At 65.6% G+C, this 23,218-nt stretch carries 20 protein-coding genes and 1 pseudogene; 9 read left to right on the top strand and 12 right to left on the bottom strand.

The features are described from left to right. Window positions 1–23: 23 nt before the first annotated feature. Both ACI2JH_RS09365 and ACI2JH_RS09370 read right to left on the bottom strand, forming a co-directional pair. Window positions 24–2,099 carry a gluconolaconase gene (locus tag ACI2JH_RS09365; protein WP_404736033.1) on the bottom strand — a complete coding sequence of 692 codons (2,076 nt, stop codon included), beginning with the start codon at window positions 2,097–2,099 and terminating at the stop codon, window positions 24–26. Window positions 2,100–2,204: 105 nt separating this feature from the next. Then, window positions 2,205–2,975 (bottom strand): lytic transglycosylase domain-containing protein, encoded by a 771-nt coding sequence (locus ACI2JH_RS09370; protein ID WP_319275421.1) that lies wholly within the window; start codon window positions 2,973–2,975, stop codon window positions 2,205–2,207. A gap of 243 nt (window positions 2,976–3,218) precedes the next feature. Between ACI2JH_RS09370 and ACI2JH_RS09375 the strand changes: the two genes are divergently transcribed. The 5 genes and pseudogenes from ACI2JH_RS09375 to ACI2JH_RS09395 all read left to right on the top strand — a co-directional run bounded on the left by ACI2JH_RS09375 (window position 3,219) and on the right by ACI2JH_RS09395 (window position 8,282). Then, a complete protein-coding gene (locus tag ACI2JH_RS09375; protein ID WP_319275350.1) occupies window positions 3,219–4,820 on the top strand; it encodes an EAL domain-containing protein in 1,602 nt (533 codons plus the stop codon). A gap of 156 nt (window positions 4,821–4,976) precedes the next feature. Next, window positions 4,977–6,583: pseudogene (locus tag ACI2JH_RS09380) on the top strand (ATP-binding cassette domain-containing protein). Window positions 6,584–6,641: 58 nt separating this feature from the next. After that, window positions 6,642–7,019 (top strand): MerC domain-containing protein, encoded by a 378-nt coding sequence (locus ACI2JH_RS09385; protein WP_404736034.1) that lies wholly within the window; start codon window positions 6,642–6,644, stop codon window positions 7,017–7,019. Between the two features lie 57 nt (window positions 7,020–7,076). Continuing rightward, a complete protein-coding gene (locus ACI2JH_RS09390; RefSeq protein WP_197974362.1) occupies window positions 7,077–7,364 on the top strand; it encodes a hypothetical protein in 288 nt (95 codons plus the stop codon). Between the two features lie 72 nt (window positions 7,365–7,436). Beyond that, window positions 7,437–8,282 (top strand): class I SAM-dependent methyltransferase, encoded by an 846-nt coding sequence (locus ACI2JH_RS09395; protein ID WP_404736035.1) that lies wholly within the window; start codon window positions 7,437–7,439, stop codon window positions 8,280–8,282. A 210-nt stretch (window positions 8,283–8,492) separates the two neighbouring features. Here the strand turns inward: ACI2JH_RS09395 and ACI2JH_RS09400 are convergent, their stop codons facing one another. The 3 genes from ACI2JH_RS09400 to ACI2JH_RS09410 all read right to left on the bottom strand — a co-directional run bounded on the left by ACI2JH_RS09400 (window position 8,493) and on the right by ACI2JH_RS09410 (window position 10,560). Next, on the bottom strand, window positions 8,493–9,461 hold the full coding sequence (locus ACI2JH_RS09400; RefSeq protein WP_182657243.1) for a polysaccharide deacetylase family protein: 969 nt from the start codon (window positions 9,459–9,461) through the stop codon (window positions 8,493–8,495). Between the two features lie 47 nt (window positions 9,462–9,508). Then, complete coding sequence (locus tag ACI2JH_RS09405; RefSeq protein ID WP_404736036.1) at window positions 9,509–9,673, bottom strand: hypothetical protein; 165 nt, start codon at window positions 9,671–9,673, stop codon at window positions 9,509–9,511. Window positions 9,674–9,747: 74 nt separating this feature from the next. Beyond that, window positions 9,748–10,560 (bottom strand): alpha/beta fold hydrolase, encoded by an 813-nt coding sequence (locus ACI2JH_RS09410; protein ID WP_404736037.1) that lies wholly within the window; start codon window positions 10,558–10,560, stop codon window positions 9,748–9,750. A 715-nt stretch (window positions 10,561–11,275) separates the two neighbouring features. Between ACI2JH_RS09410 and ACI2JH_RS09415 the strand changes: the two genes are divergently transcribed. Continuing rightward, window positions 11,276–13,966, top strand: coding sequence for a UvrD-helicase domain-containing protein (locus tag ACI2JH_RS09415; RefSeq protein ID WP_404736038.1), 2,691 nt, complete (start codon window positions 11,276–11,278; stop codon window positions 13,964–13,966). Window positions 13,967–14,128: 162 nt separating this feature from the next. Here the strand turns inward: ACI2JH_RS09415 and ACI2JH_RS09420 are convergent, their stop codons facing one another. Together ACI2JH_RS09420 and ACI2JH_RS09425 are read right to left on the bottom strand one after the other, a co-directional pair. Then, on the bottom strand, window positions 14,129–14,824 hold the full coding sequence (locus ACI2JH_RS09420) for a hypothetical protein (protein ID WP_404736039.1): 696 nt from the start codon (window positions 14,822–14,824) through the stop codon (window positions 14,129–14,131). Window positions 14,825–15,318: 494 nt separating this feature from the next. Further along, window positions 15,319–16,479 carry a YncE family protein gene (locus ACI2JH_RS09425; protein WP_404736040.1) on the bottom strand — a complete coding sequence of 387 codons (1,161 nt, stop codon included), beginning with the start codon at window positions 16,477–16,479 and terminating at the stop codon, window positions 15,319–15,321. A gap of 379 nt (window positions 16,480–16,858) precedes the next feature. Between ACI2JH_RS09425 and ACI2JH_RS09430 the strand changes: the two genes are divergently transcribed. Both ACI2JH_RS09430 and ACI2JH_RS09435 read left to right on the top strand, forming a co-directional pair. Further along, a complete protein-coding gene (locus ACI2JH_RS09430; protein ID WP_404736041.1) occupies window positions 16,859–17,659 on the top strand; it encodes a hypothetical protein in 801 nt (266 codons plus the stop codon). Window positions 17,660–17,827: 168 nt separating this feature from the next. Next, a complete protein-coding gene (locus tag ACI2JH_RS09435) occupies window positions 17,828–18,046 on the top strand; it encodes a hypothetical protein (RefSeq protein ID WP_404736042.1) in 219 nt (72 codons plus the stop codon). A gap of 86 nt (window positions 18,047–18,132) precedes the next feature. On the opposite strand, the gene ACI2JH_RS09440 is transcribed toward ACI2JH_RS09435, so the two are convergent. The 4 genes from ACI2JH_RS09440 to ACI2JH_RS09455 form a co-directional block, all read right to left on the bottom strand. Beyond that, entirely contained in the window at window positions 18,133–19,071 is a 939-nt protein-coding gene (locus ACI2JH_RS09440) for an XVIPCD domain-containing protein (RefSeq protein WP_404736043.1), read from the bottom strand. 9 nt (window positions 19,072–19,080) lie between these two features. Further along, window positions 19,081–19,725, bottom strand: coding sequence for a hypothetical protein (locus ACI2JH_RS09445; protein ID WP_404736044.1), 645 nt, complete (start codon window positions 19,723–19,725; stop codon window positions 19,081–19,083). Between the two features lie 122 nt (window positions 19,726–19,847). Continuing rightward, the gene (locus tag ACI2JH_RS09450) at window positions 19,848–20,795 is read right to left on the bottom strand and encodes an XVIPCD domain-containing protein (protein ID WP_404736045.1); all 948 of its coding nucleotides are present in this window, start codon (window positions 20,793–20,795) and stop codon (window positions 19,848–19,850) included. A 2-nt stretch (window positions 20,796–20,797) separates the two neighbouring features. Further along, window positions 20,798–21,262: a hypothetical protein gene (locus ACI2JH_RS09455; RefSeq protein WP_404736046.1), complete on the bottom strand. Its 465-nt coding sequence runs from the start codon at window positions 21,260–21,262 to the stop codon at window positions 20,798–20,800. A gap of 410 nt (window positions 21,263–21,672) precedes the next feature. Here ACI2JH_RS09455 and ACI2JH_RS09460 point away from each other — a divergent pair, with 410 nt between their 5' ends. Further along, complete coding sequence (locus ACI2JH_RS09460) at window positions 21,673–22,203, top strand: hypothetical protein (protein ID WP_404736047.1); 531 nt, start codon at window positions 21,673–21,675, stop codon at window positions 22,201–22,203. A gap of 64 nt (window positions 22,204–22,267) precedes the next feature. Here the strand turns inward: ACI2JH_RS09460 and ACI2JH_RS09465 are convergent, their stop codons facing one another. Then, window positions 22,268–23,218 (bottom strand): XVIPCD domain-containing protein, encoded by a 951-nt coding sequence (locus ACI2JH_RS09465; RefSeq protein WP_404736048.1) that lies wholly within the window; start codon window positions 23,216–23,218, stop codon window positions 22,268–22,270.

The raw sequence follows: 23,218 nt of genomic DNA on the forward strand, positions 1-23,218 counted from the left end.
CGGCAGCCCCCGCACGCCGCGACTCAGTCGACCAGCACCACGCGCAGATCGCGCCCGCCCAGCGCATCGTTGCCACTGTGGTCGCGCGCGTGCGCCTGGATCACGTACTCACCCGGGGGCAAGGCCGCCGGCTGCCAGCGTCCCGCCGCCATCAGTCCATCGCGCACGGTGTTGGTCGCCAGGTAACGGAAGCGGGTGACCGCGCTGCCGTGCACGGTGATGCCGCTGTCCGGCGCATACGCCACGCGCACCGCCTGCTGCTGCGGAGGCATGCGGTTGAACACGATGTTCCAGCGTGGCTGCTCGTAGCCGGCCAGCGGCTGCCCGGCCGCATCCCGTATCTGGTAACCCACCTGGTACAGGCCCAGCCGTCGGCGCGGCAGGTTGCCGTCCACCTGGTCCCAGGCCTCCACCACGATCTGCACGCCGCGCCCCCTGCGTGACACCGGCACGCGTCCCTGGGCATCGGCGCGCAGCGGCTGGTCGGCGTCGTCCAGCAGCGCCACATCGGTGATGCGCGGCGCCACGCTGTCCACGAAGCCGTTGAACCCGAGCAGCGCGGCATTGCGCTGGAAGCCACTGCTGCCCACGCTCAGGTGCACGTGTGTCTGGCTGTTGATGCTGCCCAGACGGTCGCCGGCGTGGATCCGCGTACCGCGGCGCAGGCGGATGCGCTCCAGCTTGCCCTCCGCATCGAACAGCTGCTGCCAGCGTTCGTCGAAGGCCACCCCGCGCGGATCGCGGCCCACCCGCATGTGCAGGTAACGCAGCGGCCCGACCTCCAGCCCTTCGGCCTGTCCACCCACGGTCCAACTGGACAACGGGCTGTCGATCTTGCCATCGGCGATCGCCAGCACGGTCTGGCCGACATCGCCGCGCACGTCGAAGCCATCGTGCAGGTGGTGGCGACTGTCGCCCTTGAAGTTGCCGCGCACCTCGCCCAGCGTGCCCACCACCTCGTGCCAGCCCTGCTGCGGCGCCAGCGGCCAGCGGCCCTCGGTGCGCGGCAACGGCGCATCATCAGCCGGTCCCACCCGTGCCGGTGCAGGCGCCTGGCCCGGATCCAGCACGGCCACCCGGTGCAGGCGCCACGCCGCGGCATCGGCCACCCGCAGGCTGCCATCAGCGGCCACCGCCATGCCACTGGGGCGGGCAAGGCGCGGTACCTGGCCGGTGCCGACCAGTGCGATCTGGTGGCCCTGCGCCGATACCTGGACGATGCGCCCGCTGCGGTCGCCCACGTACAGCACGCCGTCATGGCTGCGCGCCAGCGACAGCGGACCATTGATCACGTTGGAGGACGGCACCGGCGTATCCACCTGCCCGTCCATGCCGATCCGGCGGATCGCGTTGTTGTGGAAATCGGCCACCAGAAGTGCACCGTCGCCGTCCCACGCCAGGGCCACCGGGGTATCGAAGCGGGCCACGCCGGGGAAGCCATCGATGTGCGCCGGCTCACCGCCGCCGGCCAGGGTCCGCACCCTGCCATCCGGGCTGATCACCCGGATGCGGTCGTTCCAGGTATCGGCCACGTAGACATTGCCGAGCCCATCCACCGCCACGCCCATCGGGCCATCGAAACGTGCCTGGGCCGCCGGCCCGTCGGCGAAGCCGCGGATGCCGCCAGCCAGCGTGGTGACCTGGCCATCAAGGCCTATGCGGCGGATCGCATGGTTGCCGGTATCCGCCACGTACACCACGCCGGCCGCATCGCGCGCCAACCCGGAAGGCGTGTGGAAACGCGCCTGCAGCGCCGGCCCATCAGCCAGCCCTTCGGTGCTGCCGGCCAGCGTGGACACACTGCCATCGGCGGCCACCCGACGGATCCGGTTGTTGTCGCCGGCGTCGGCCAGCAGCAGGCTGCCATCGTCGAGCGCAAGCAGCGCATACGGATCGGAGAAGCGCGCCTGCGCTGCCGCCCCGTCGCGCAGGCCCGGCACGCCATCGCCGGCCAACGGCTGCAGCTGCGCGGTCCAGCCCAGGGGGGTCGGTGCCGGTCCTGCGGGCACCGGCCCGGTGACGGTTCGCGGCAGGAAGGTGGCCGCAACCGCGAGTGCGGTAACCGCGGCAATCCCGATGATCCATCGCACACGCACCATCTGCATCACTTCGTTTTTTTCGCAGGCAGGACGATAGCTGCTGCCGCAACGCGTGCCAAGGCGGTGCCGCCGCGCGCGTTCCCGCAGCACGTCCGCGCGGCACGCTCAGCGCGCAGGCACTTCGCTGCGGATGCCCATCGCCTCGCGGTAGCGCGCGTACAACGCCATCACTTTTTCCACGTAGGCCAGCGTTTCGGCGTACGGCGGCACGCCGTTGTAGCGGCTCACCGCGCCGATGCCCGCGTTGTAGGCAGCCGCCGCCAGCACGTGGTCTCCCTTGTAGCGGCGTAGCAGCGCGCGCATGTGGCGGGCGCCGCCATCAATCGATTGCGCGGCCGAAAGCGGGTCCTGCACGCCGTAGTCGCTGGCGGTGTCCGGCATCAGCTGCATCACCCCCTGCGCGCCCTTCGGCGACACCGCGGCCGCATCGAAACCGCTCTCTGCATGGGCGATCGCCCGCAGCCAGGCATCTTCCACGCCAGTGGCCTTGGCCGCCGCCTTGAACTGTTTCGCATGGGGTGCCAGCTGTGCCGCGCCGACGCGCCCCAGCCCGGCATGCGCCGGCTCGCCAGGCGGGGTGGCCACGGTGAACTTCAGGTACACCCGCGATCCGGGCAGGTTGCGGGTGGAGTAGACCAGCCTGCCGTCCTGCTCGCGTTCGTACAGGGTGCCGCTGAACACCCCCATGTTCCCCCACAGGTTGGGCGCCTGCACGGCGCTGTCATCGATCTCCCTGGCCGTGCAGCGCGATCCTGGCTCCGGCGCGGTTGCCATGCTGACCGTGTTGCCCTGCACGCAGCGGTACACCGTGCGCGCCTGCGCCGGCCCGCAGGCAACGGCCAACAACAGCACACAGAAGCAGGCAGGCACGCGCATCGGCAGGAGCATCGGCAGGGAGGTCGGCGGCATGGTGTTCCGCGGGCGCGGAATCCCCAGTGAAGACGCCGGCTGACGTTTCTGGCCGCCTTGGCCGATGCCCTGCCAGGCAGGCAGCCCACACCGGCGGCGCCCGCGCCGACCGCTCCCCCACTCCACCACAGCGTTCAGCTACGCTGGTGGGCAAGGCACACCTGCAGGCAGTGCCTGGCCGAACGCCTACCCCCGGACACGGAGCCGTCGATGAACCGCATGCGCATGCAGCTGCTGATGGCCTTGGTGGGCCTGCTCGCCGCTGCGCTGCCGTTGGCGATGATGACCTGGCTGAGCTGGCACCACGCCGCCAACACCGCCCAGGCCCAGCTGCGCGAAACCGCCGAACGCGCCCTGGAGCGCGCCGACCGCTCCTACCTGCAGGCGCTCACTGCACTGCAGGCCATGCAGCACAGCCCGTTGGCGCCCTGCAGCCCGGAACACATCCAGCTGATGCAGACCCGGGTGGTCACCACCTCGTCAGTGGACCAGATCAGCTATTTCCAGCAGGGCCGCGTGCGCTGCACCTCGTGGGGCCGTCCAGTGGCCGCGCTTGCCCCCGGCCAGCCCGACCACACCACGGCCGACGGCGCGACACTGCAGCTGGACCAGCAACCGCGCGCACCCTACGGACGGTGCATGTTGTCGTTGCGGCTGGGCGACTACGAGGCGTTGATGGACCCGTACCATTTCGTCGACCTGATCGATACGCGCGACATCCGCATCGCCATCGCCACCCCTGACGGACGGTTGATCGCCCAGCAGTCACTCCCGGACCAGGCGCTGCTGCAGTCGCTGCTGCGCGAACCACGCTCCGGCGATGCCGGTACGCTGCTGTTCGCCAGTGCACGCAGCGAAGCGTGGCTGGCCATCGTGACCACGCCACGCACCGGGATGGCCGGGATTTTCCTGCAGCAAGCCTGGGTGCTGGTGCCGATCAGCCTGCTGCTGGGCGCAGCGGCGATCGCATGCACCATCGCGCTGTCGCGGCGGCGTTATTCGCTGAAAGGCGAGCTGAGCCATGCCATCCGCCGCAATGAACTGTACGTGGTCTACCAGCCGATCATCGAGCTGGAAACCGGCATCTGCGTGGGCGCCGAAGCGCTGGTGCGCTGGCGTCGCGCCGATGGCAGCGAAGTGCGGCCGGACCTGTTCATTCCGTTGGCCGAAGCCAGCGGACTGGTCGGGGCGATCACCGATGAGGTGATCCAACGGGTGATCGTGGACATGCGCGACCTGCTGGTCGGCGACCGCAGCGCGCACATCGCCATCAATCTGGCACCGGAAGACATGATCAGCGGCCGTGCGCTGAAGGTGATCGCCGCCAAGCTGGCCGGCACCGGCATCGCCAACCAGCAGATCTGGCTGGAGGCCACCGAGCGCGGCTTCATGGACATCGAAAAGGCACGTGCGGTGATCTCCGCGGCCCGGCATTCCGGGCACGCGGTAGCCATCGATGATTTCGGCGTGGGCTACTCCAACCTGCAGTACCTGCAGCAGCTGCCACTGGATGCGCTGAAGATCGACAAATCGTTCATCGATGCGATCGGCACCGACAGCGCCACCAGCCCGGTCACCGGCCACATCATCGACATGGCCAAGACGCTGGGCCTGTTCGTGGTGGCCGAAGGGGTGGAAACCGAAGACCAGCTGGCCTACCTGCACAGCCGGCAGGTGGAGTTCGCCCAGGGTTGGCTGTTCGCCAAGGCACTGCCGCGCGAAGAATTCATCGCCTTCCACAAGCGCCGCCAGGAACTGTATGGCGCGGCACGCGAAGACATGCAGAACACCCAGCGCCAGCCCGGACAGTAGCCGTCTTCGTACGGTTCATGCGGCCGTCCTATAATCGGCCTATCCACTTGGAGGCTTACGCCAATGCGCCACTGATGCCGCCGTCTTCATCGACGGCCTGATTCTTCTCCCGCCCCTGTACGCAGGGGGAGTCGATGGCATCTGTTGGAGGTCTGCATGACCACGCATCCGCTCACGCTTGAACGCGTGACCTGCCGCCTGCCCGATGGGCGTGCACTGTTTACCGATCTGTCTTTCACTTTCGATCCTCTCGCCACCGGACTGGTCGGCGCCAACGGGGTCGGCAAGAGCGTGCTCGCCCGCGTGCTCGCCGGCAGCCAGGCGCCCACGTCCGGCCGCTGCCATGGCGGTGGGCGGGTGTTCCTGGTGCCCGCGCTGAGTGGCGCACCCCAAGGCCGCGTGGCCGACCTGGCCGGGGTCGGCGATGTGCTGGATGCGCTGGACCGGATCGGCGCAGGGCAGGTCGACATCGAAGACTTCAACCGCGTAGGGGAGCGCTGGGACCTGCGCGAACAACTGCGCCTGCAGTGGCAGCGCAGCGGACTGCCGGCCGACCTGCAGCCGGAGGATCCCGCCGCGCGCCTGAGTGGCGGGCAGACGATGCAGGTGGCGTTATCCGGCGCATGGGCCAGTGGCGCAGACTGGTTGATCCTGGACGAACCCAGCAACCACCTGGACGCACGGCGGCGTGCCCAGCTGCGCCAAGCACTGCAGCGCTGGCGCGGCGGGCTGCTGGTGATCAGCCATGATCGCGAACTGCTGGGGCAGATGGCCTGCATCGTCGAACTGGATGCGCACGGGCTGCAGCGTTTCGGCGGTGGCTACACGGACTACGTTCACGCCAAGGCGGTGCACGAAGCCGCCGCGCAGGCGCAGCTGGACCATGCGCGACAGCAGCACCGGCAGCAGCAACGGCATGCGCGCGCACTGCACGAACGCGCCCAGCAGCGGCAGTCGCGCGGTGCACGTAGCGCGCGTGAGGCCAACCAGGCACCGATCCTGCTGGGACTGCAGAAACAGCGCGCACAAGCCAGCGCCGGACGGCATGCGCGCAGCTGCAGGCGCAGCGCCTTGCCGACAGTGCCGACCGCCTGCGCGACGCCAGCGCCGGAATCAGCCCGAGCACGCAACTGGTGGCCTTCGCACCGCCCAGCCCGCACGCCAGCCAGCAGGTCGTACGGCTGCAGGGCATGCAACTGCCGCACGGCTGCCGCGCACCGCTGGACCTCATCCTGCAGCGCGGGCAGCGGCTGGCCGTGGTGGGCGACAACGGCAGCGGCAAGTCGACCCTGCTGCGGGTACTGGCCGGCCAGCTGGCGCCGCGCGCCGGCAGCTGTGATATCGGCGTACCGGCGGCCCTGCTGGACCAGGCGCTGGTCACGCTGCACGCGGGCAGCAGCGCCCTGGCGACACTGCAGGCGGCCTGCCCGGCCACGCCGGTAGCCGAACTGCGCACCCGGCTCGCCCTGCTGGGTCTGGATGCCGCGCGCATCGAACGGACCAGCGCCACGCTGAGCGCCGGCGAGCGGCTGAAGGCGGCGATGGCGTGCACCCTGTATGCCGATCCGGCCCCCGGCCTGCTGCTGCTGGACGAACCGGGCAACGCGCTGGACCTGGAGGCGCTGCACGCACTGGAAACCCTGCTCGGCCAGTTCACCGGCACGCTGGTCATGGCAAGCCACGACCTCGCCCTGCTGCAGGCCATGCAACCCACCCACGTGCTGCAGATGAACGGAACCGACTGGACCCTGCGGCCGTGGTGACAGGAGGTCCGTCGGCGTAGTGTTACTATGTAACACCCAGTTCCTGTCCCCGCCTCCGATGAAATCCAGCCAAGCCGCCCTGCTCGACGCCAGCGCCGTCGCCCTGTCCAGCCTGTGCCTGCTGCATTGCCTGGCCCTGCCGCTGCTGGCCGCCGCGCTTCCGCTGTTCGGTGCGTGGGCCGAAGCGGAGTGGGTACACGCTGTGTTCGTGGCCATCGCCCTGCCGGTCACCGGCTTCGCACTGTGGCGCGCCCATCGCCAGCACCCGCTGCCGGCGCCGGCCTGGTTGGCCGCAGCAGCCGGCCTGGCGCTGCTGCTGGCGGGCGCGCTGGAGTTCCCCAGCCACGACAGCGAGACGGTGGTCACGGTGATCGGCAGCCTGCTGATCGCCGCCATCCACCTGTGGAACGCGCGCCGCCGTCACCGCCAGTGCTGAGCAAGCGGTTACTGTAGGCGGCGGCCATCCGGCCGTGCAGGCAACGGAGCGCAGGCGATGTCAGCAAGAGGAAGTGCGATCAAACGCGGCGTGGTGCCCTGGTTCGGGCTGTGCAGCTGGCTGGGCATGGTGATCGGTGTGCTGATCGAACAGGCGGCCCGCGCGATGGGCGCCAGCGGCAACAGCGCCACCGCGGTGGGCGTGCTGGCTGCGGCCATGTGTGGGTTCTGCGCGGTGCTGGCCTCGCGCGTGCGCGATGAGCGCTGGCCGTGGCTGGCACTGGCCGGTGCAGCCTTTTCCGCAGTGCCGCTGGCGCTGTTCCTGGTGTCGATGATCCTGCACTGAGCCCCGCACCGGTAACGCGATCACCCGCTGCGTCCTACACTAGCGGCCCCTGATTGCTACGCGAATGCCCCCGTGCCCCACTATTCCGGACCCCTGTTGACCCGCGAAACCGCCACTGCCCTGCAGCGCGCGGCCGATGCCGGCGCGCCCAGCTGGGCCGGTTCGCTGGACCTGGGACGCAGCGAAGAAGACGTCGGCCTGTCTGCCGATGGCTTCATTTTCCGTGGCCAGTCCTACCCGTGGCCGGGCAAGGTAAAGGACCGCACGCTTTATTACTGGGACGGGGAGGAGTTCCTGCCCATCTCACGCTTCAGCGCATCGCTGATCAAGCTGGTGCCCACCGAATGGGGCGCGCCGACCTTCGAAATCGACGGCATCAAGATGCTGCCCAGCGCCAAGCTGTCGCCGTTCGACGATGCGCGCCGCAAGGTGGAACTGATCGCCCCGGCGGGCAAGACCGTACTCGATACCTGCGGCGGACTGGGTTACTTCGCTGCCTGCTGCCTGGACGCCGGCGTGGTGCAGATCCGCTCGTTCGAAAAGAACCCGGACGTGCTGTGGCTGCGCACGCTCAACCCGTGGTCACCGGATCCGGACGCGGCCGGTTCCGGTGGCCGCCTGCAGTTGGCGCAGGGCGATGTATCCGAAGAAATCGCCGCGTTGCCCAGCAACAGCGTGGACGCCATCCTGCATGACCCGCCGCGCTTCGGCATCGCCGGCGAACTGTATTCGCAGGTGTTCTATGACCAGCTTGCACGGGTGATCCGCAGCGGTGGCAAGCTGTTCCATTACACCGGCGCACCGAACAAGCTGACCAGCGGCCGCGATGTGCCGCGCGAAGTCGCCAAGCGGCTGGAAAAGGCCGGTTTCAAGGCCGAACCCGCGCTGGATGGCGTGCTGGCGACCTATCGCGGCTGAGCCTGTTGCTGCCCCTGGTAGCGCCGAAGGCAGCGGCAGGAGCCGCTGCCAACGTCGCCTGCGACGGCCCGCAGGGTGTCGGTCAGGACGACCGGCATAGCCATGCTCGGCGGCTCTGCCTTCCGGCAACGCGATGTCTGACACATGCCGCGCTTCGCGCTCGCCGAGCATGGCTCGGTGCTACCGAAGCCATGCCGCCCACCGCTGCGGCTATTCGTAATCCACCTTCGCCAACTTCTTCACCCACGCAGGCACTTCCGGCTCACCTGCATAGAAGGTCTTCGGACGCTTCTCCGCCATTGCCCAGCGGTGCAGCCAGCTCGGCCCGTAGCGGCCGTCATACCCGGTGGTACCACGCGCATACGCCGGGTCCTGCATCGCCTCATCCAGGCTGACAAACCGATACCCGCGTCGTTGCGTCGCCGCCACCAGCTCGGCGAAGGTCGCCGCGTTGAGTTCGTTGGCATGCATCAACCACACCTGTGGCAGCGCATAGCCAAGCAGCGTCACCGACTGCGCTTCGTAGTAATCCAGCTTGTTCAACATGTACGGCACGTAGCCTCGCCGCAGCTGCCGCAGCACGGACTCGCGCGCAGGCGTATCGGCCTGTTCGTTGAGCACGTTGGCATAGGCGAAGGCCCATACCCACTCCCCGTTGTCCACCGTGACCGGCGCGATGCGGTAGCCGTGCCCGGCGAAGAACCCGTCCATGCGGGCCCGGTCTTGCGCCGTGCGGCCTGCGCGCAGGTACGGGTGGCGCATCCACACCGGCACCTGTCCACGCTCGGCCAGCAGCGGACGCAGCACCCGCTCGCCGCGCAGGAAATCCTGCTGGAACGCCTCCACCCCTTCCGCGTTCAGATCCATGTGCGACCACGTATGGTTGCCCAGTTGATAGCCCGCATCCAGCCAGTCGCGCAGCATCTGCACGCGCTGCGGCTGCACCACGCCGCCCACTTCCAGCTTGTTCTCGTTGACGAAGCCGACCACCGGCACGTTCGCCTGCTTCAACTGGTCCAGCAACGCCTGATGGCGTGCCTGCAGGTCCGGCGGCTGGATCTCGTCCAGTCGCGCCCACGGCAGGTCGTCGATGGTGACCGCGATGCGGCGGTCGATCTCGGCCGCGTGGCCTACGCCTGCGATGGCAAGCAACAGCAACGCGAATAAACGGGATGTCATGGTGGTAACCGGGCCACGGCGGGCGGGTAGTCGGGCAGCCCCTGACTCTACCGCTGTTTGGCCGCCCACATGTTGTCCACCAGGTTCGGATACGGTCGCCCGTTCTCCTCCGCCCGCCGCCGTGCGGCAGCCTTCTGCGCATCCGTCAGCGGACGCGATGCCTGCCCCTTGGGATTGGGCTTCTTCCAGGGCGGCGTGGTCGACTTGCGCATGACAGGTTCCCGTGGCGTGGATGCAATGACGCCCGGCGTGGCGGCCGGGCGTCATTGAAGGCAAGTGGCAACGCTTACTTCTTGAGGAAGTTCAGCAGGGCCAGGTTGAAATCATCGGCGTGGCTGGTGTTGCAGCCGTGCGGCGCATCTTCCAGCAGCACCACTTCGCTGCCTGCGACAGCCTGGTGGGTACGCTTGCCCGAGCCCTCGTACGGCACCGTGCCATCGCTGTCGCCATGGATGATCAGGGTCGGCACGGTGACCTTCTTCAGGTCTTCGCGGAAGTCCGTTGTACCGAAGGCCTTCTGGCAGCCCAGTGCGGCCACCTGGTCGGACTGGTGGGCCAGCGCCACCGCTTCAAGCCGCTGTGCTTCAGTGACCTTCAACTTGCCGTTGGCACTGAAGAACTTCCTGGTAAAGTCGTCGAAGAAGGCCTCACGGTCCTTGGCCAACGCGCCGGCCATTTCATCGGCGGCTTCCTTGCTCAACGGCCCATCCGGATTGTCGCTGCCCTTGAGCAGATACGGCGGCACCGCCGCGGCGAACACCACGCTGTGCAGGCAATCCTGGCCGTGGTTGGCGATGTAGCGCGCCACTTCGCCGCCGCCCATCGAAAACCCGACCAGTGACACATCTTTCAGGTCCAGGTCTTCGATGAGGCCGGCCAGGTCGGCCGCCAGCGTATCGTAGTCATAGCCCTCGGCCGGCTTGTCCGAACGCCCGAAGCCACGGCGATCATAGGCGATCACCCGGTAGCCGGCATCGCGCAGCACCGGGACCTGGGCCTTCCAGGAATCAGCCGACAGCGGCCAACCATGGATCAGGACGACCGGGCGGCCTGTCCCACCGGAGTCTTCAACGTGCAGACGGACGCGGGAAGCAGTCATGGCAACTCCATGCAAGGGGAACAAGTCCCCCACGCTAAGGGGGCGGGGCTTGGGCCGTCGTGAAAGATCGTGGCGACGTCGTGACATGGCCTGCACGGGGCGGGCCTGCATCGCCTGCGCCGGGCGAACCCGCCGCGTGATCGCCTGCACATCGCGCGAACCTGCTTTGGTAGCGCCGACCCATGGTCGGCGAGCGCACCGCGCGGTGCAGGCATCCCGCCGAGCATGGCTCGGCGCTACCAGTCTGCCGTCCACGTTCCCCGCCGAACCACCTGCACCCCGCGAACCTGCCGCGTGATCGCCTGCACATCGCGCGAACCTGATCTGGTAGCGCCGACCCATGGTCGGCGAGCGCACCGCGCGGTGCAGGCATCCCGCCGAGCACGGCTCGGCGCTACCAGTCTGCCGTCCACGTTCCCCGCCGAACCACCTGCACCCCGCGAACCTGCCGCGTGATCACCTGCACATCGCTCGAACCTGCTTTGGTAGCGCCGACCCATGGTCGGCGAGCGCACCGCGCGGTGCAGGCATCCCGCCGAGCACGGCTATGCCGGTCATCCTGACCGGCACCCTGTGGGCCGTCGCAGGCGACGTTGGCATCGGCTCCTGCCGCTGCCTTCGGCGCTACCAAAACATGTCCGCCGCGCGCACACCTCCACGCTGCCCTATCATGACAACACCGTTGAAACACCGATCCCGCAGGACCGCAGTACGCATGACGCAGCACTGGAAACCTTCGCGCCTGGCCCTCGCTCTACCCCGCTCCACCGCATGGGAACTGCACCTGGACGGCGAGGACGTGGTGATCCACCTCGGCGATGCCATCCACCGGCACACCCTCGGCTTCGATGCGCGCCTATCCGTTAAGCGCGGCCTGTTGTGGGCCAGCGTCGTGGTACAGCGCCGCGAAGGCCCGACGATCACGCTGGACGGCCTCTCCCATGCCGATGCCAGCACCCTCACCAGGGCCCTGCACACAGCCGAACAGGCACAGGACCAGCGTGAACGTGGCCCGGCGTTCCTGCATAGCCTCGACCTGATGCGGCAGTGGAACGGTGAAGCGGAGGAACTGCTGACCGAGCGCCGCGCGCAACGGCGCTGGATCAGTCACGACGACCAGCAGGCCCTGCTGGCCGCGCGTCCCGCGATGGGTCTCTCACCCACCGCGCTGCACGCGCTGTTCCATGATGCTGACCTGCCGCTGGATGAGGACGAACGCGAATCGGCGCTGATCGAACTGGAGCTGTGGGAACAGGATTGGAGCGCGGCCTGCGAAGCCGTCAACGCGCAGATCCTCGCCACCGAACGCAACGCAGCGCGCCCCCTGCTGGACCGCGTTGAAAGCCGCCCGCTCACCGACGAACAGGCGCACGCGGTGATCTGCTTCGACAACCGCGTGCAGGTAGTAGCTGCCGCCGGTTCCGGCAAGACCTCCACCATGGTCGCCAAGGCCGCCTATGCCATCCAGCGCGGTTACGCTGAACCCCGCCAGATCGTCCTGCTGGCTTTCAACAAGGAAGCCGCTGGCGAACTGCAGCAGCGCACCGATCGCGCGTTCGCCCGCCTCGGCATGGGCGACAGCGTGGTGCAGGCGCGCACCTTCCACGCACTCGGCCTGGCGATCATCGCCAGTGTCACCGGACGCCGGCCGGAGGTGCCCGACTGGGCGGTGGATGCCACGCTCGGCTTCCATCGATTGGCCGACCTCATCGACCAGCTGAAGGACCGTTCGCACGCCTTCCGCACCCGCTGGGACATGTTCCGGCTGGTGTTCGGCCGCGACCTGCCGGCGCAGGGCGGTGCGATGGATGCCGACGGCTGGGACAAGGACGGCAGCGGCTACGTGCGCACCCTGCAGGGCGAGCGCGTGCGCAGCGTGGAAGACTGCATCCTGGCCGACTGGCTGTTCTACAACGGCGTGCGTTATGCGTACGACCGCAGCCAGCGCTTCGACGCAGGCGAGGAGGCCTTCCACGCACAGCCCACGCAGTTCTATTACCCGGATGCGGGGCTGCATCACCGGCATGGCGGCGCGGACACCGATCCGCTGCCGCACGCAGAAGGCCCTCATCTGGACACCAGCTCGCACGACCTGCGCATGGGCTGGGCCTTCGACGATCTGGGGCAGGCACTGGCCACAGGGGGCGTGACGGTCGATCCCAACCCGGACCGCGACATACCGGATGACGGCCAGAAGCCGATGCCCGATGCCGAGCTGATCGGCCTGATGCGCACCCTCATCAGCCATGCCAAGAGCAACTGCCTCGGCCTGGATGACATGGCCGCGCGACTGCGCGAAATGCCCGACGACCAGTTCAAGGAGCGCTACCGTCGCTTCCTGGAGATCGCCGGACCAGTGCTGCAAGCGTGGGACGACGCGCTGGATGCAGAGCACGCCATCGACTTCGAGGACATGCTCAACCAGGCCGCGGAGCACCTGGAACAAGGCCGCCATGCATCGCCGTATACGCTGGTGATGGCGGACGAATTCCAGGATGCATCGCGCGCCCGCGCGCGCCTGTGCCGTGCCTTGGTGCAGCAGCCGGGCACGTACTTTTTCGCGGTGGGCGATGACTGGCAGTCGATCAACCGCTTCGCCGGTGCCGACGTCTCGGTGATGACCCGCTTCAGCGAGTGGTTCGGCCACGGGCAGGTGTTGCGACTGGAGCAGACCTTCCGCTGCCCGCAGGCCCTGTGCGATGTGTCCAGCCGCTTCATCAGCGCCAACCCGGCGCAGATCCGCAAGCACGTATGGTCAAGCACGCCGAGCCATGGGCCGGTGTTGCAGGCGTTCCAGGTTGCCGCGCGTGATCAGCTCAGCGATGCCGTGGGCCAGTACCTGCAGCAGCTGCACGAAGCGTGCCTGACCGGGCCGATGCCGGCAGGCCGCGACGGCAAGCTCAGCGTGTTCGTGCTGGGCCGCTACAACGCCGACCGTGCCTACCTGCCCGGCAACTGGCGCTCACGTTTCGGCGCCACGCTGGAGGTCAGCTTCCTTACCGCCCACCGCAGCAAGGGCATGGAAGCGGACGTGGTGATCCTGCCGGCGCTGCTGGACCGCGCCTTCCCCAACCTGCGCGCGGACGATGATGTGCTGTCGCTGGCGATGCCCAGTGGTGATACGTATCCGCTGGGCGAAGAACGGCGGCTGTTCTATGTGGCGTTGACGCGGGCACGGCGCTCGGTGGCGATGTTCACTGTTTCCGGCAAGCGCTCGGCATTCCTGGATGAGCTGGAACGGGATGGCGCGGTGCAGGTCACCATGCTGGACGGGACGCCGGTGAAGGAACAGCGGTGCCCCGCATGCGGTACCGGCGTCATCGTGAAGAAGACCGGTAAGTACGGTGACTTCCATTCGTGCTCCGGGTACCCGCGGTGCGAGCACAAGCCGCGGCTGACCGCCTAGAAGCCAACGCCGGGTAGACCCGACTTCAGTCGGCTGGGCTTTTGCACGAATAAACCTTCGCTTTGGAACGTGCGGACCGAGGTCCGCACCTACGGGGTATGACGCTCAGTGGACGTCACTGACTCCTCCGCCGTTGATCTTCGCCGAGGGGTCGCCCCCCGCTCAGCGGATACTGTATGTTCCCGCATTCCGCGAGCAGGCCTTCGGAACGCAGCCTGCCGCCTCCGTTGACAAGAATCCCTGTCGATACGCTATGCAACTTACGCCGCCATTGACCGTGTGCGTGAAAGGCTTCGAGTAAAACTGAATGTCTCTGATTATGCAGCGACCCCCGTCAACTCCTATGTGGTACGAGATCTGACCAGCAACAGAACTCTGCACCCTGATGCTACCGCGCGCGAAGAAGTTCTGATTGACCTGCGCAGCGCCTGACGGTGCGACCGCGATTGCGTAGTCCGTGCTTCGGCTGCCGATCTCTTCGGTGGGACCTGTGAGATCGGACATAGACTCCGCCTCGCCAACATCGGAATCGTCGCTCATGCACAGCCAAGCTCCCACAGCAGCATCACCCGACAACACGCTGCGACCGGGCTTGGGGATCATTCCTTCTTCGAGGCAAAGCGCTTGGTGGTAAACCTTTGTGGCTGCTGATTGCTGGTCGGAATCCACTTCGTATTCTCCACCCGGCAACACACGCAGGCGCTGTTCCACGGTGACTGACCCGCCCGAAAAATCGGGCATCTGCGCAGTGCGAATGATGTACTGACCCGAACCATCCTGTTGCGCTACAACGTCGTGATAATGGGTACCAGAGTGGGGACCAATCGCTACCGCTGTCATTAAAATTGCCGTCAACATGCAAGGAAACCCCTCAGATTGGGAGTCGATTGTTTGCTACCTGGCCGCGCTGATGCTGTGACTGATTTCCTCGTATCAAGCAGATGTGCGCCCTCTTGCGTGCCGATAGATTTCAGGCATCGAGCAGGACGCGTTTGACGGCCAGCAGCCGTCACTACCGGACTCATGATCTTGATTACGACGCGCCCGCTGCGGCAGTCAAGGAGCGCCGATGCAGCCTGATGAAACCGTCTCGGCCTCTTTGCGTACATGGCATGCGGTGATGCCTGCTCAGGTCCAGCGGCTTCATGCTTGCAACTGGTGACATGAGGCGCGTGGCCGAGATGTCACCGGAGCTGTCGGTCGACCACTATCCGTAGGTGGCTGCTTTGCGGATGATGCTTCGCGCAAGAAAAGCGTGCGGACTGAAGTCCGCACCTACCAAAGCACCGGCGCCGGAAGGATCAGTGACGACCAACGGTCGTCACCGCCCCCTTCTGGCCCGTTGATACCCGTTACAGGGCGATGCGGGCTACGCTTTCATGCGCACCCTTCTCTTCCTTGTCGCCGTTCTTGACGCTCACGTACAGCACGTTGTTCTCGGCATCCAGTGCCAGGCTGTTCGGGTGCGTGGGCACTGACCACTCGCCGGTCTTCTGGTAGCTGTCGCTGTCATAGCCGGTCACCGTGCCCGCTTCGCGGTTGGTCACGTACAGGCGCTTGCGCGGTGCGTCCAGCAGGATGCCCAGGGTGCCGGCGTCGGCCGGGATGCTGGCCAGTTCCTTGCCGGTGGTGCGGTCCAGTACCAGCACGCGCTTGCCGGGGTGCGTGGAAGCGAAACCTTCGATGCTGCTGCCCTGGTACTTGCGGATCATCTCCGACCCTTGGTCGGTGATGAAAAGCCGTGGGCCGGCCGGGTCCAGCGCGATGTTCATCGGCTGCTCGGCGGTGACCTTGTAGCGCTGCTCCACCTTGCCGGTATCGGTACCTACCACCACCACTTCGCCCAGCAGGTTGCTGGTGTACACGCGCTTGTTGGCGGCATCCAATGCCAGGCCAGGTGCCTTTGCGTTGCCCAGCCCCGGAATGGTGTCCAGCAGCTTCAGCGACTGCGTGTCCACCACGAACAGCACACTGCCCTCGCCGGAGTGCCCGGTGACGTAAAGGCGGTGGTTGGCGCGGTCCACCACCAGCTCGCGCAGGTCGTGGGTGTAGCTGGCCTTGCCGTCCTTGCCCACCTTCTTTTCCATCAGCTGCACGATGCCGAGCGCCTTGCCCTGCGCGGTGTCGACCACCGTTACCGAGGTGTCCACGGTATTGCCCACGTACAGGCGGTCATTGGCATCGTCCAGCACCACGCCGAAGCCCTTGCGCTCCAGCGGGATGGTGGCCTGCACGGCCAACGTGGCCGGGTCCAGCTTCAGCACCTGGGCCGGACCGGCGCCATCGCCGAAGCCGCCCGAAGAGGCCACGTACACCGCGTTCTGCCGGGCGCTGTAGGCCAGCTCGTACAGGCCCTGCGCCACGGCACTGCGCTGCACGGCGGCAGCGCTGCTGACGGCCGGCGTGGCCGCGTAGGCTGCGGGTGCGCCCATGCCGATGGCAATCGCCACGGCCAGGGCAGCAACGGTGCAGCGACGGGCCATGCCCGGGGTCTTGGGGGAGATCGAATTCATTGCAGCGTCCTTGTGTGAGTCAGGAAAGATCCTTGGCTCGCGCGGCCGCGTATGCAGTGCAGAAACACCGAAGCGGCCGGCCACACGACGAGTGCGTGGGCAGGCTGGCTGAGGACGACATGGTAACCCAGCTGCGTGGACGCGACCTCCCCGGCGGCGGCCGACTTTAGTCGGTCCTCGGCACATGCACGGCCCGCTGTTCCTGGGACCAGCGCACCCGTTGCAGCGAGGCAGCGCGGGAATCGCACTGCCAATCACGCGTGGACGGTGCCTTCCACGGCGCTTGGCACGCACCTGTTGCCCTTATCGATGACCAGCAGGTTTTCGTCCATCAAGCGATCTCCATAGTCCATCGGACCAACCTGAGTGGAGATTTCCCATGGCACGTGCATCAGTAAACTACAGGGCGCTGCTGGTTCCGATCCTCCTTGCCGGATCACTCTCCTGCGCGCACGCGGCCAATGCGCCCGGGAGTGCTGTGGTGGTGTTGGGCACGCAGGCCTACCGTTGGCGATTGAGCGAGTTGGCAGGTGACGAAGCGCCGCCCGCGCGGGGCCCGGTGGAGCTCACGCTCATCGCGCCGACCATGGCCCCACGCGTCACCGACTCGAACCTGCGGGGCGCGGCTGCGGTGCTGGCAATGCTGGCCGAGGTGCCGATCACCATCGAATCCCCTGAAGGCCTATCGGCGACGGCGATGCTGGAACGCAAGCTGGTCAATGACGGCAGCAGCGCAGCAGGCTCCCTGGAGCGGCGCGATCCACGCGAGCGCCTGGAGCTGCGCCTGCAACAGCCACCGCAGTGGGGACTGGAACCCTACGCGATCGACGAACAGCTGATGGCGGCCTACGCCCGCGATTACCAGGCCCGCTACAAAAAAGCCCTGACGCGCACGCCCGGGCATGAATCGGACTGGTACATCGCCAAGTCCGCCGATGGCAGGTTGGGCACCTTCATCTCATGCGATCCCCCAAAGGCCCTGCAGCCCTCGCTCAGCGGGCGCAACGACCCCACCATCGCCGCGATGGACCCCGCGCAGCTCGCCGGCTGCATCCACTACTTCATCGATGCCAAGCGGAATCTGTTCATCCAGATGAGCTACCAGCGCACCTGGCTGAAGGACTGGAAACAGATGGAGGATGGCGTACGTGCGCAGATTGATAACGCCCACGTGAGGTAGTTGACACCAAGCAAGGCGTCCGCCGACGATCATCAAGGTCAACCCCAGCTACGAAGGAACGTGCATGCCTGAGTCAATCGAAACTCAATGGCTGGTTCAGGCGCTGGGTGAGAGGGAAATGGATCTCTTGCGGCGCGGCAAAGTGGATGCGTTCAAGGCGAACCACCAATGACCACTCACGGCAGGCGAAAGGCGATCATCCATCTATTCTTTTTCGCAATTTTCCTTGGCGGCGGAATGCTGTCCTGGATGCTCCCCTCCTCGCTGTCAGGCCTTTCGCTGATCTTTACGCTGGCCTGGTTCCCCGTCTGCCAATGGATCTCAGGCGAGCTCGCGGCGGCGCTGGGATGGAACGATGACCCGCATGAGCATCGGCAGCACCTGTAGTGCCGACCTTGGTCGGCACAGCTTGAAGAACCTCAAAGCAGACGACTGAAGTCGGCTCTACATGGCCCCATTCGCGTAGGCGGGCCTCACCCCATCCGCTGCACGGTGGCCTGCTGTTCCTGCACCTGGCTCTGCTCCTGCACGGCCACCTGCTGCTGCGACTGGCTGATCTGCTGTGCCTGCTCCATTGATTCACTTAGCGGCGTCTGCGCAGCGACCGCGGTGGGCATGCTGGCGCGCAGATGAGCAGGGTCTGTTGGATCACCTTGGACAACGAACACGTTGGTGCCTGCGTGGCCCTGTTCATTGGCTTGGCTGAGCAGCACGTGGTCCACGCGGGACAGGCCGTTCTCCTTGGCCAGGCAGAACAGGCTGCCGCCCATGCGTTCGCTGGTTTCGTCAGGGGTGCGGCCGTGCTGCTCATCGATCACGGCGACTTTTCCCCGGATGGACTCAAGCATTTCACGATCACCGGCTGGGAGATCCTGCTCGCTGATGAAGCGCTGCAGGAAGGTGCGCTCCGGCATCAGGTTGCGCTCCTCCTTGTTCAGCTCACTGTCCGGATATGGCGCCAGGATGCTGCGGATGTACTGCTGGTTGCTGAGCGGCTTGAGGGAGCCCTCGAAGTCGCGATCCTGCATGAAGACCAGGTTCGTACGATGCAGGCCCGCGTGGTTCAGCGCGCCCCATGCGAAGTCGATGCAACTGTTGTACGCGCCGTTGTACTGTTTGTTGAAACCATGTGCTTCGGGCGTGTCACCGAATTCACGGAGCTTCCCGAACTGCTCTTTACTGATCTCCATGGTGCGCGTATAGAACGGATCCTTGTAGTCGTCCACATCACTGTTCCCGACGTCACCCGGTCCGGACACGACCCCATGAGCAATAGGGGAGAACCCATAGCTCGTAGTTTTTGCACCGTCAGAAATGCTGTAGTAGACGTGCCCGGCATCAGACGTGCCTCCTGCACGAAGGGGAGTTCCAGGGGCGGCAACGTAGATGGAAAGGGTATACCTGTCAGCCATTTGATGTCCTCACTTGGACCTGTGCTGGTACGCAAGTAGAAGTTCGCTTTCTATCGATGCGAGCTCAGGATCTGGAGCGATCAGTTTCAACTCCAGCCTGTAGGTGCCGGGAGCCACATCAGGTGCCCAGGCAAACGCCAAGGTCCTGCTGCTCGAAGCCCTGATGGGGATACCCGCCTGTTCTACAGCTGTTGTGTCGATGCTGGTAAGTACGACCTGCGGCACCCGTCCGTCCACACCTACCGGAACGATCTGCGATGCGTCGTGACCTCGGTACTCCCTGCGGGTCAGCAAAATCGGCGCTTCGTTCCCGACGCCAAGGCGGACCAGTTTAAGCTCTGCCTGGAGGTCTGACTCCGTTACGGTACGCGCCACCGCCGCCGAAGCAGCATCGTCCGCGCCAAAGACTCGAAGACCCAGAGTGAGCGTCGTATTCGAATTTGGTCCTGGAGGCGGAAGCTCGAACTCCACGATCAACGGCTCGTCCATCGCAGTCAGCGACAAGGGCCTGACCAGAGGCACGACGTCCTCACGCGGCGTCACAGGGCCAGTTCGAGCCGCAGTATCCGGCGCCTGTGCTGGCTGGCAGGCAACCAGCATTGCGCCCGAACTACAGAGCATCAGTGCTGACAGGACAAGCTTGATTGATCGCATCGGCATTCCAGAGTACTCCGGATAAAATACATCTTCGGCGTGATGGACGGCCGGTAGTGCCGACCTTGGTCGGCACAGGCTGGGAACAGCAGTTTGCGGCAGCCGAAAGCGGCGCGGCCCGCTCACCCCATCCGCTGCACGGCGGCCTGCTGTTCCTGCACCTGGCTCTGTTCCTGCATAGCCACCTGCTGCTGCGACTGGCTGATGTGCTGCGCCTGCTCCATCGATTCACTTACCGGCGTCTGCGCAGCGACGGCGGTGGGCATGCTGGCGCGCAGGTGGGTGGGATCTGATGGATCACCCTGGACAACGAACACGTTCGTGCCTGCGTGACCCTGCTCGTTGGCTTGGCTGAGCAGCACGTGGTCCACGCGGGACAGGCCGTTCTCCTTGGCGAGGCAGAACAGGCTGCCACACATGCGTTCGCTGTTCTCGTCCGGGGTGCGGCCATGCATGGCATCCAGCGAGGCAACGCCGCGGTTCACCTGATCGATCATCGCGCGGTCGTTGTCGGACAGCAGGAACTGCTTCCAATCGCGTTCGGGCATCGGGTTGCGTTCGACCTTGTTCAGATCGCTGTCCGGGAAGGGCGCCTTGATGCTCTCGATAGCGGGAATGTTGTTCAAGGGCTTCATTGCGCCCTCGTGCCGCTCGATCGGGATGGGCCCGACCTGCATGTGCAGTCCGGCGTGGTTCAATGCGCCCCAGGTGAAGTCGGTGCAGCCATTGGAGAAGGCGTCGTACTTCGGGTCGAAGCCAAAGCTCGCTGGCGCCTCGCCGAACTCACGAATCTTCTCGTATTGCTCCTGAGTGATCTCAATTGTCCGCGCGTAATACGGTTGTACGTAGCTCTCAGCGTCGAAGGGCGACACTTTTCCCATGTAGACATCACCGACCCGCTTGTCGGGTTGCCAACCCATGCTCTCCTTCTCTTCGCCGTTGTCGACACGCAGATACATATGACCTGTGAGAGATGCCTCACGGGGCGCGTCAGGCTGCTCCGGATTGATCAAGGGCGTGCCAGGTGCTGCGGCGTAAATCGTCACGGTGTAGCGATCGGACTGGCTCATATTCATTTTGCTCTTGCGTTGTATCCGAGAATCAGCTCCGCCGGACGCCCTTGCAACTGCGGGCGCGGCTCCAAAAGCTCGATACGAAGGTGATATCTACCTGGAGGCGGGTTAGCGGCACGGGCAAAAGAGAGAATTTTAGACAGCACGCCCTCGCGCTCTAAACCTGCCTCGTAAAGCATCGTCCCATCCAGACCGGCCGCCCTGACACCCGGCGTGAATCCGTCCGGGCCAAGGGGAATGCGCTCCTTCAGGTCAGGTCCAATCCGAATCAGCGGCACATCAACGCGCTCCTGACCCTCGATGCGCTGCAATTTGACCCGAGCCGGCAGTCGGCCGCGGACGATCAGGTCGGAGTGGGCAATGAAGGATTTCACTTCCGTTCCCTCGATGCGCACCCCGATGATCAACGACGACCACGCCAACTCCCCGGGCGGCGGCAGATCAAACTCCATATCCGCAATCACGCCCGGCTCGTCCAACGCTACAGGCCGCGTCAGCGGAACCTGCGTACGTGCGGCAGCCTGTGCGGCATCAAGAGGCGCTACGGGCGGCGGCGCAGGGGACGGACCACTACAGGCAGCAAGCGCTGCTAATGCGACAGCCAGCGCAGTGCTCTGAAGGCGTCCTGATGCCGGTTTCAACATGATGCATCCCTATTCGTGGCTTGCCCCCACCGAGTGGCGGGCGGTCTGGTTTTCCTTGCCCTGCCGAGGATAAGGGAAGCGCCTCATCGGGAAGTGATGAGCGTCACGGTACCAACTTGATTGGGCGCATGAGGCGCCCCTACAAACTCAGCAAGTATTGAGCGATTCCCGGAAGCCACTCAGGGCGACCCGAGCAACCCTGATCACCCGTGATCAGGATGCCGATAAATATGGACACTGCGCGCCTGGATGCTCCCACGCGAGTTTTCTCTACCGGGCTGCTGAACTGGAAGTCCATCTCGTCCATTACAGTCCTCTGCGTTCTGCTCGGCGCCTCTTTCATGGCAGCCTCTCCGACAGGCGGAATCGTCCTCGCCGGCGCTGTGTCAGCCGGGCTGCTTTGCATGCTGGTATTGACGATGGCCCGTGCCCGTGTGGTGCTGACTGAGTCGACCATCCGGGTTGGCGTTCTGCCCTACCGCGTGACTCTTCCGCTTTCCGAACTGGATTCAGACCAGGCTCGCAAGTTGGGCGATGGGGACGCTGTCAGGCTGAAGTGGCGGAAGAACGGAATAGGCTTGCCCGGGTTGTGCGTGGGCCACTTCACCAGACGCAACGGAAGGCCGGTCTTCGCTGTAGTAGGAGGCAGCAACAACCGGGTACTGATCCCGACTCGCCGCGATTTCGACCTTCTTGTTACGGTAGAAGATGCCACCGAACTGATCGCCGAGATTCGCCGTCGCGGCACGTGCGACGCGTAGTGTCGACCTTGTTCCGCACGACCTGAGGAACAAAAAATATCCGGCTGAAGTCGCCGCTACAGCGTCACCCCATCCGCTGCACGGCAGCCTGCTGTTCCTGCACCTGGCTCTGTTCCTGCATGGCCGGCTGCTGCTGCGACTGGCTGATGTGCTGCACCTGCTCCTTAGATTCATGCACGGGCGTCTGCGCTGCGACCGCAGTGGGCATGCTGGCACGCAGGTGCGCCGGGTCTGACGGATCGCCCTGGACGACGAACACGTTGGTGCCTGCGTGACCCTGCTCATTGGCTTGGCTGAGCAGTACGTGGTCCACGCGGGACAGGCCGTTTTCCTTTGCCAAGCAGAACAGGCTACCGCACATGCGCTCGCTGGCTTCGTCCGGGGAGCGGCCGTGGGAAGCATCCAGGGAGGCCACGCCGCGGTTCACTTGGTCCATCATCGCCCGGTCGTTGTCGGACAGCAGGAACTGCTTCCAATCGCGTTCCGGCATGGGGTTACGCTCGACCTTGTTCAGATCGCTGTCCGGGAAGGGCGCCTTGATGCTCTCGATGGCGGGAATGTTCTTCGTGGGCTGCAAGATGCCCTCGAAGCCCTTGAAGGGAACTGGACCTAAATTTGCGTGAAGTCCGGCGTGGTTCAGAGCGCCCCATGCAAAGTCCGTGCAACTGTTCGTAAATGCGTTGTAGACAGGATCGAATCCATGCTCCTGAGGGGAAGTCGAGAACTCTCGTATCTTCTCGAACTGCGCCTGTGTTACCTCGATCGTTCGGGCGTAGTAGGGATCGGCGTAGGTACGCACATCGCTTGTGACAGGAGTCCCCGAGTAGCCGCCGCCCGGGATGGGTCCGTCTGGTTGCCAGCCGACGCTTGCTCGATCATCTCCGTGCGCTGTCTCCAAGTACATATGACCCGTCACAGACGTTCCACGCACGACGCCCGGTTGTTGCGGGTCAAGCTGCTTTGTTCCTGGAGCCGCGACGTAGATGGTCACGGTGTAGGGCTCATTCTTGTCCAT

This window comes from Stenotrophomonas sp. NPDC078853 (genome assembly GCF_044901215.1).
Classification (GTDB): Bacteria; Pseudomonadota; Gammaproteobacteria; order Xanthomonadales; family Xanthomonadaceae; genus Stenotrophomonas; species Stenotrophomonas lacuserhaii.

Excerpts from the sequence above, each read along its gene's own strand:
- ACI2JH_RS09430 (WP_404736041.1), top strand. The coding sequence starts at position 16,859 with ATGGCACGTGCATCAGTAAACTACAGGGCGCTGCTGGTTCCGATCCTC.
- ACI2JH_RS09420 (WP_404736039.1), bottom strand. The coding sequence starts at position 14,824 with ATGTTGACGGCAATTTTAATGACAGCGGTAGCGATTGGTCCCCACTCT.
- ACI2JH_RS09425 (WP_404736040.1), bottom strand. The coding sequence starts at position 16,479 with ATGAATTCGATCTCCCCCAAGACCCCGGGCATGGCCCGTCGCTGCACC.
- ACI2JH_RS09385 (WP_404736034.1), top strand. The coding sequence starts at position 6,642 with ATGAAATCCAGCCAAGCCGCCCTGCTCGACGCCAGCGCCGTCGCCCTG.
- ACI2JH_RS09465 (WP_404736048.1), bottom strand. The coding sequence starts at position 23,218 with ATGGACAAGAATGAGCCCTACACCGTGACCATCTACGTCGCGGCTCCA.
- ACI2JH_RS09400 (WP_182657243.1), bottom strand. The coding sequence starts at position 9,461 with ATGACATCCCGTTTATTCGCGTTGCTGTTGCTTGCCATCGCAGGCGTA.
- ACI2JH_RS09390 (WP_197974362.1), top strand. The coding sequence starts at position 7,077 with ATGTCAGCAAGAGGAAGTGCGATCAAACGCGGCGTGGTGCCCTGGTTC.
- ACI2JH_RS09375 (WP_319275350.1), top strand. The coding sequence starts at position 3,219 with ATGAACCGCATGCGCATGCAGCTGCTGATGGCCTTGGTGGGCCTGCTC.
- ACI2JH_RS09370 (WP_319275421.1), bottom strand. The coding sequence starts at position 2,975 with ATGCGCGTGCCTGCCTGCTTCTGTGTGCTGTTGTTGGCCGTTGCCTGC.
- ACI2JH_RS09460 (WP_404736047.1), top strand. The coding sequence starts at position 21,673 with ATGGACACTGCGCGCCTGGATGCTCCCACGCGAGTTTTCTCTACCGGG.
- ACI2JH_RS09415 (WP_404736038.1), top strand. The coding sequence starts at position 11,276 with ATGACGCAGCACTGGAAACCTTCGCGCCTGGCCCTCGCTCTACCCCGC.
- ACI2JH_RS09410 (WP_404736037.1), bottom strand. The coding sequence starts at position 10,560 with ATGACTGCTTCCCGCGTCCGTCTGCACGTTGAAGACTCCGGTGGGACA.
- ACI2JH_RS09445 (WP_404736044.1), bottom strand. The coding sequence starts at position 19,725 with ATGCGATCAATCAAGCTTGTCCTGTCAGCACTGATGCTCTGTAGTTCG.
- ACI2JH_RS09450 (WP_404736045.1), bottom strand. The coding sequence starts at position 20,795 with ATGAGCCAGTCCGATCGCTACACCGTGACGATTTACGCCGCAGCACCT.
- ACI2JH_RS09365 (WP_404736033.1), bottom strand. The coding sequence starts at position 2,099 with ATGGTGCGTGTGCGATGGATCATCGGGATTGCCGCGGTTACCGCACTC.
- ACI2JH_RS09440 (WP_404736043.1), bottom strand. The coding sequence starts at position 19,071 with ATGGCTGACAGGTATACCCTTTCCATCTACGTTGCCGCCCCTGGAACT.
- ACI2JH_RS09435 (WP_404736042.1), top strand. The coding sequence starts at position 17,828 with ATGACCACTCACGGCAGGCGAAAGGCGATCATCCATCTATTCTTTTTC.
- ACI2JH_RS09405 (WP_404736036.1), bottom strand. The coding sequence starts at position 9,673 with ATGCGCAAGTCGACCACGCCGCCCTGGAAGAAGCCCAATCCCAAGGGG.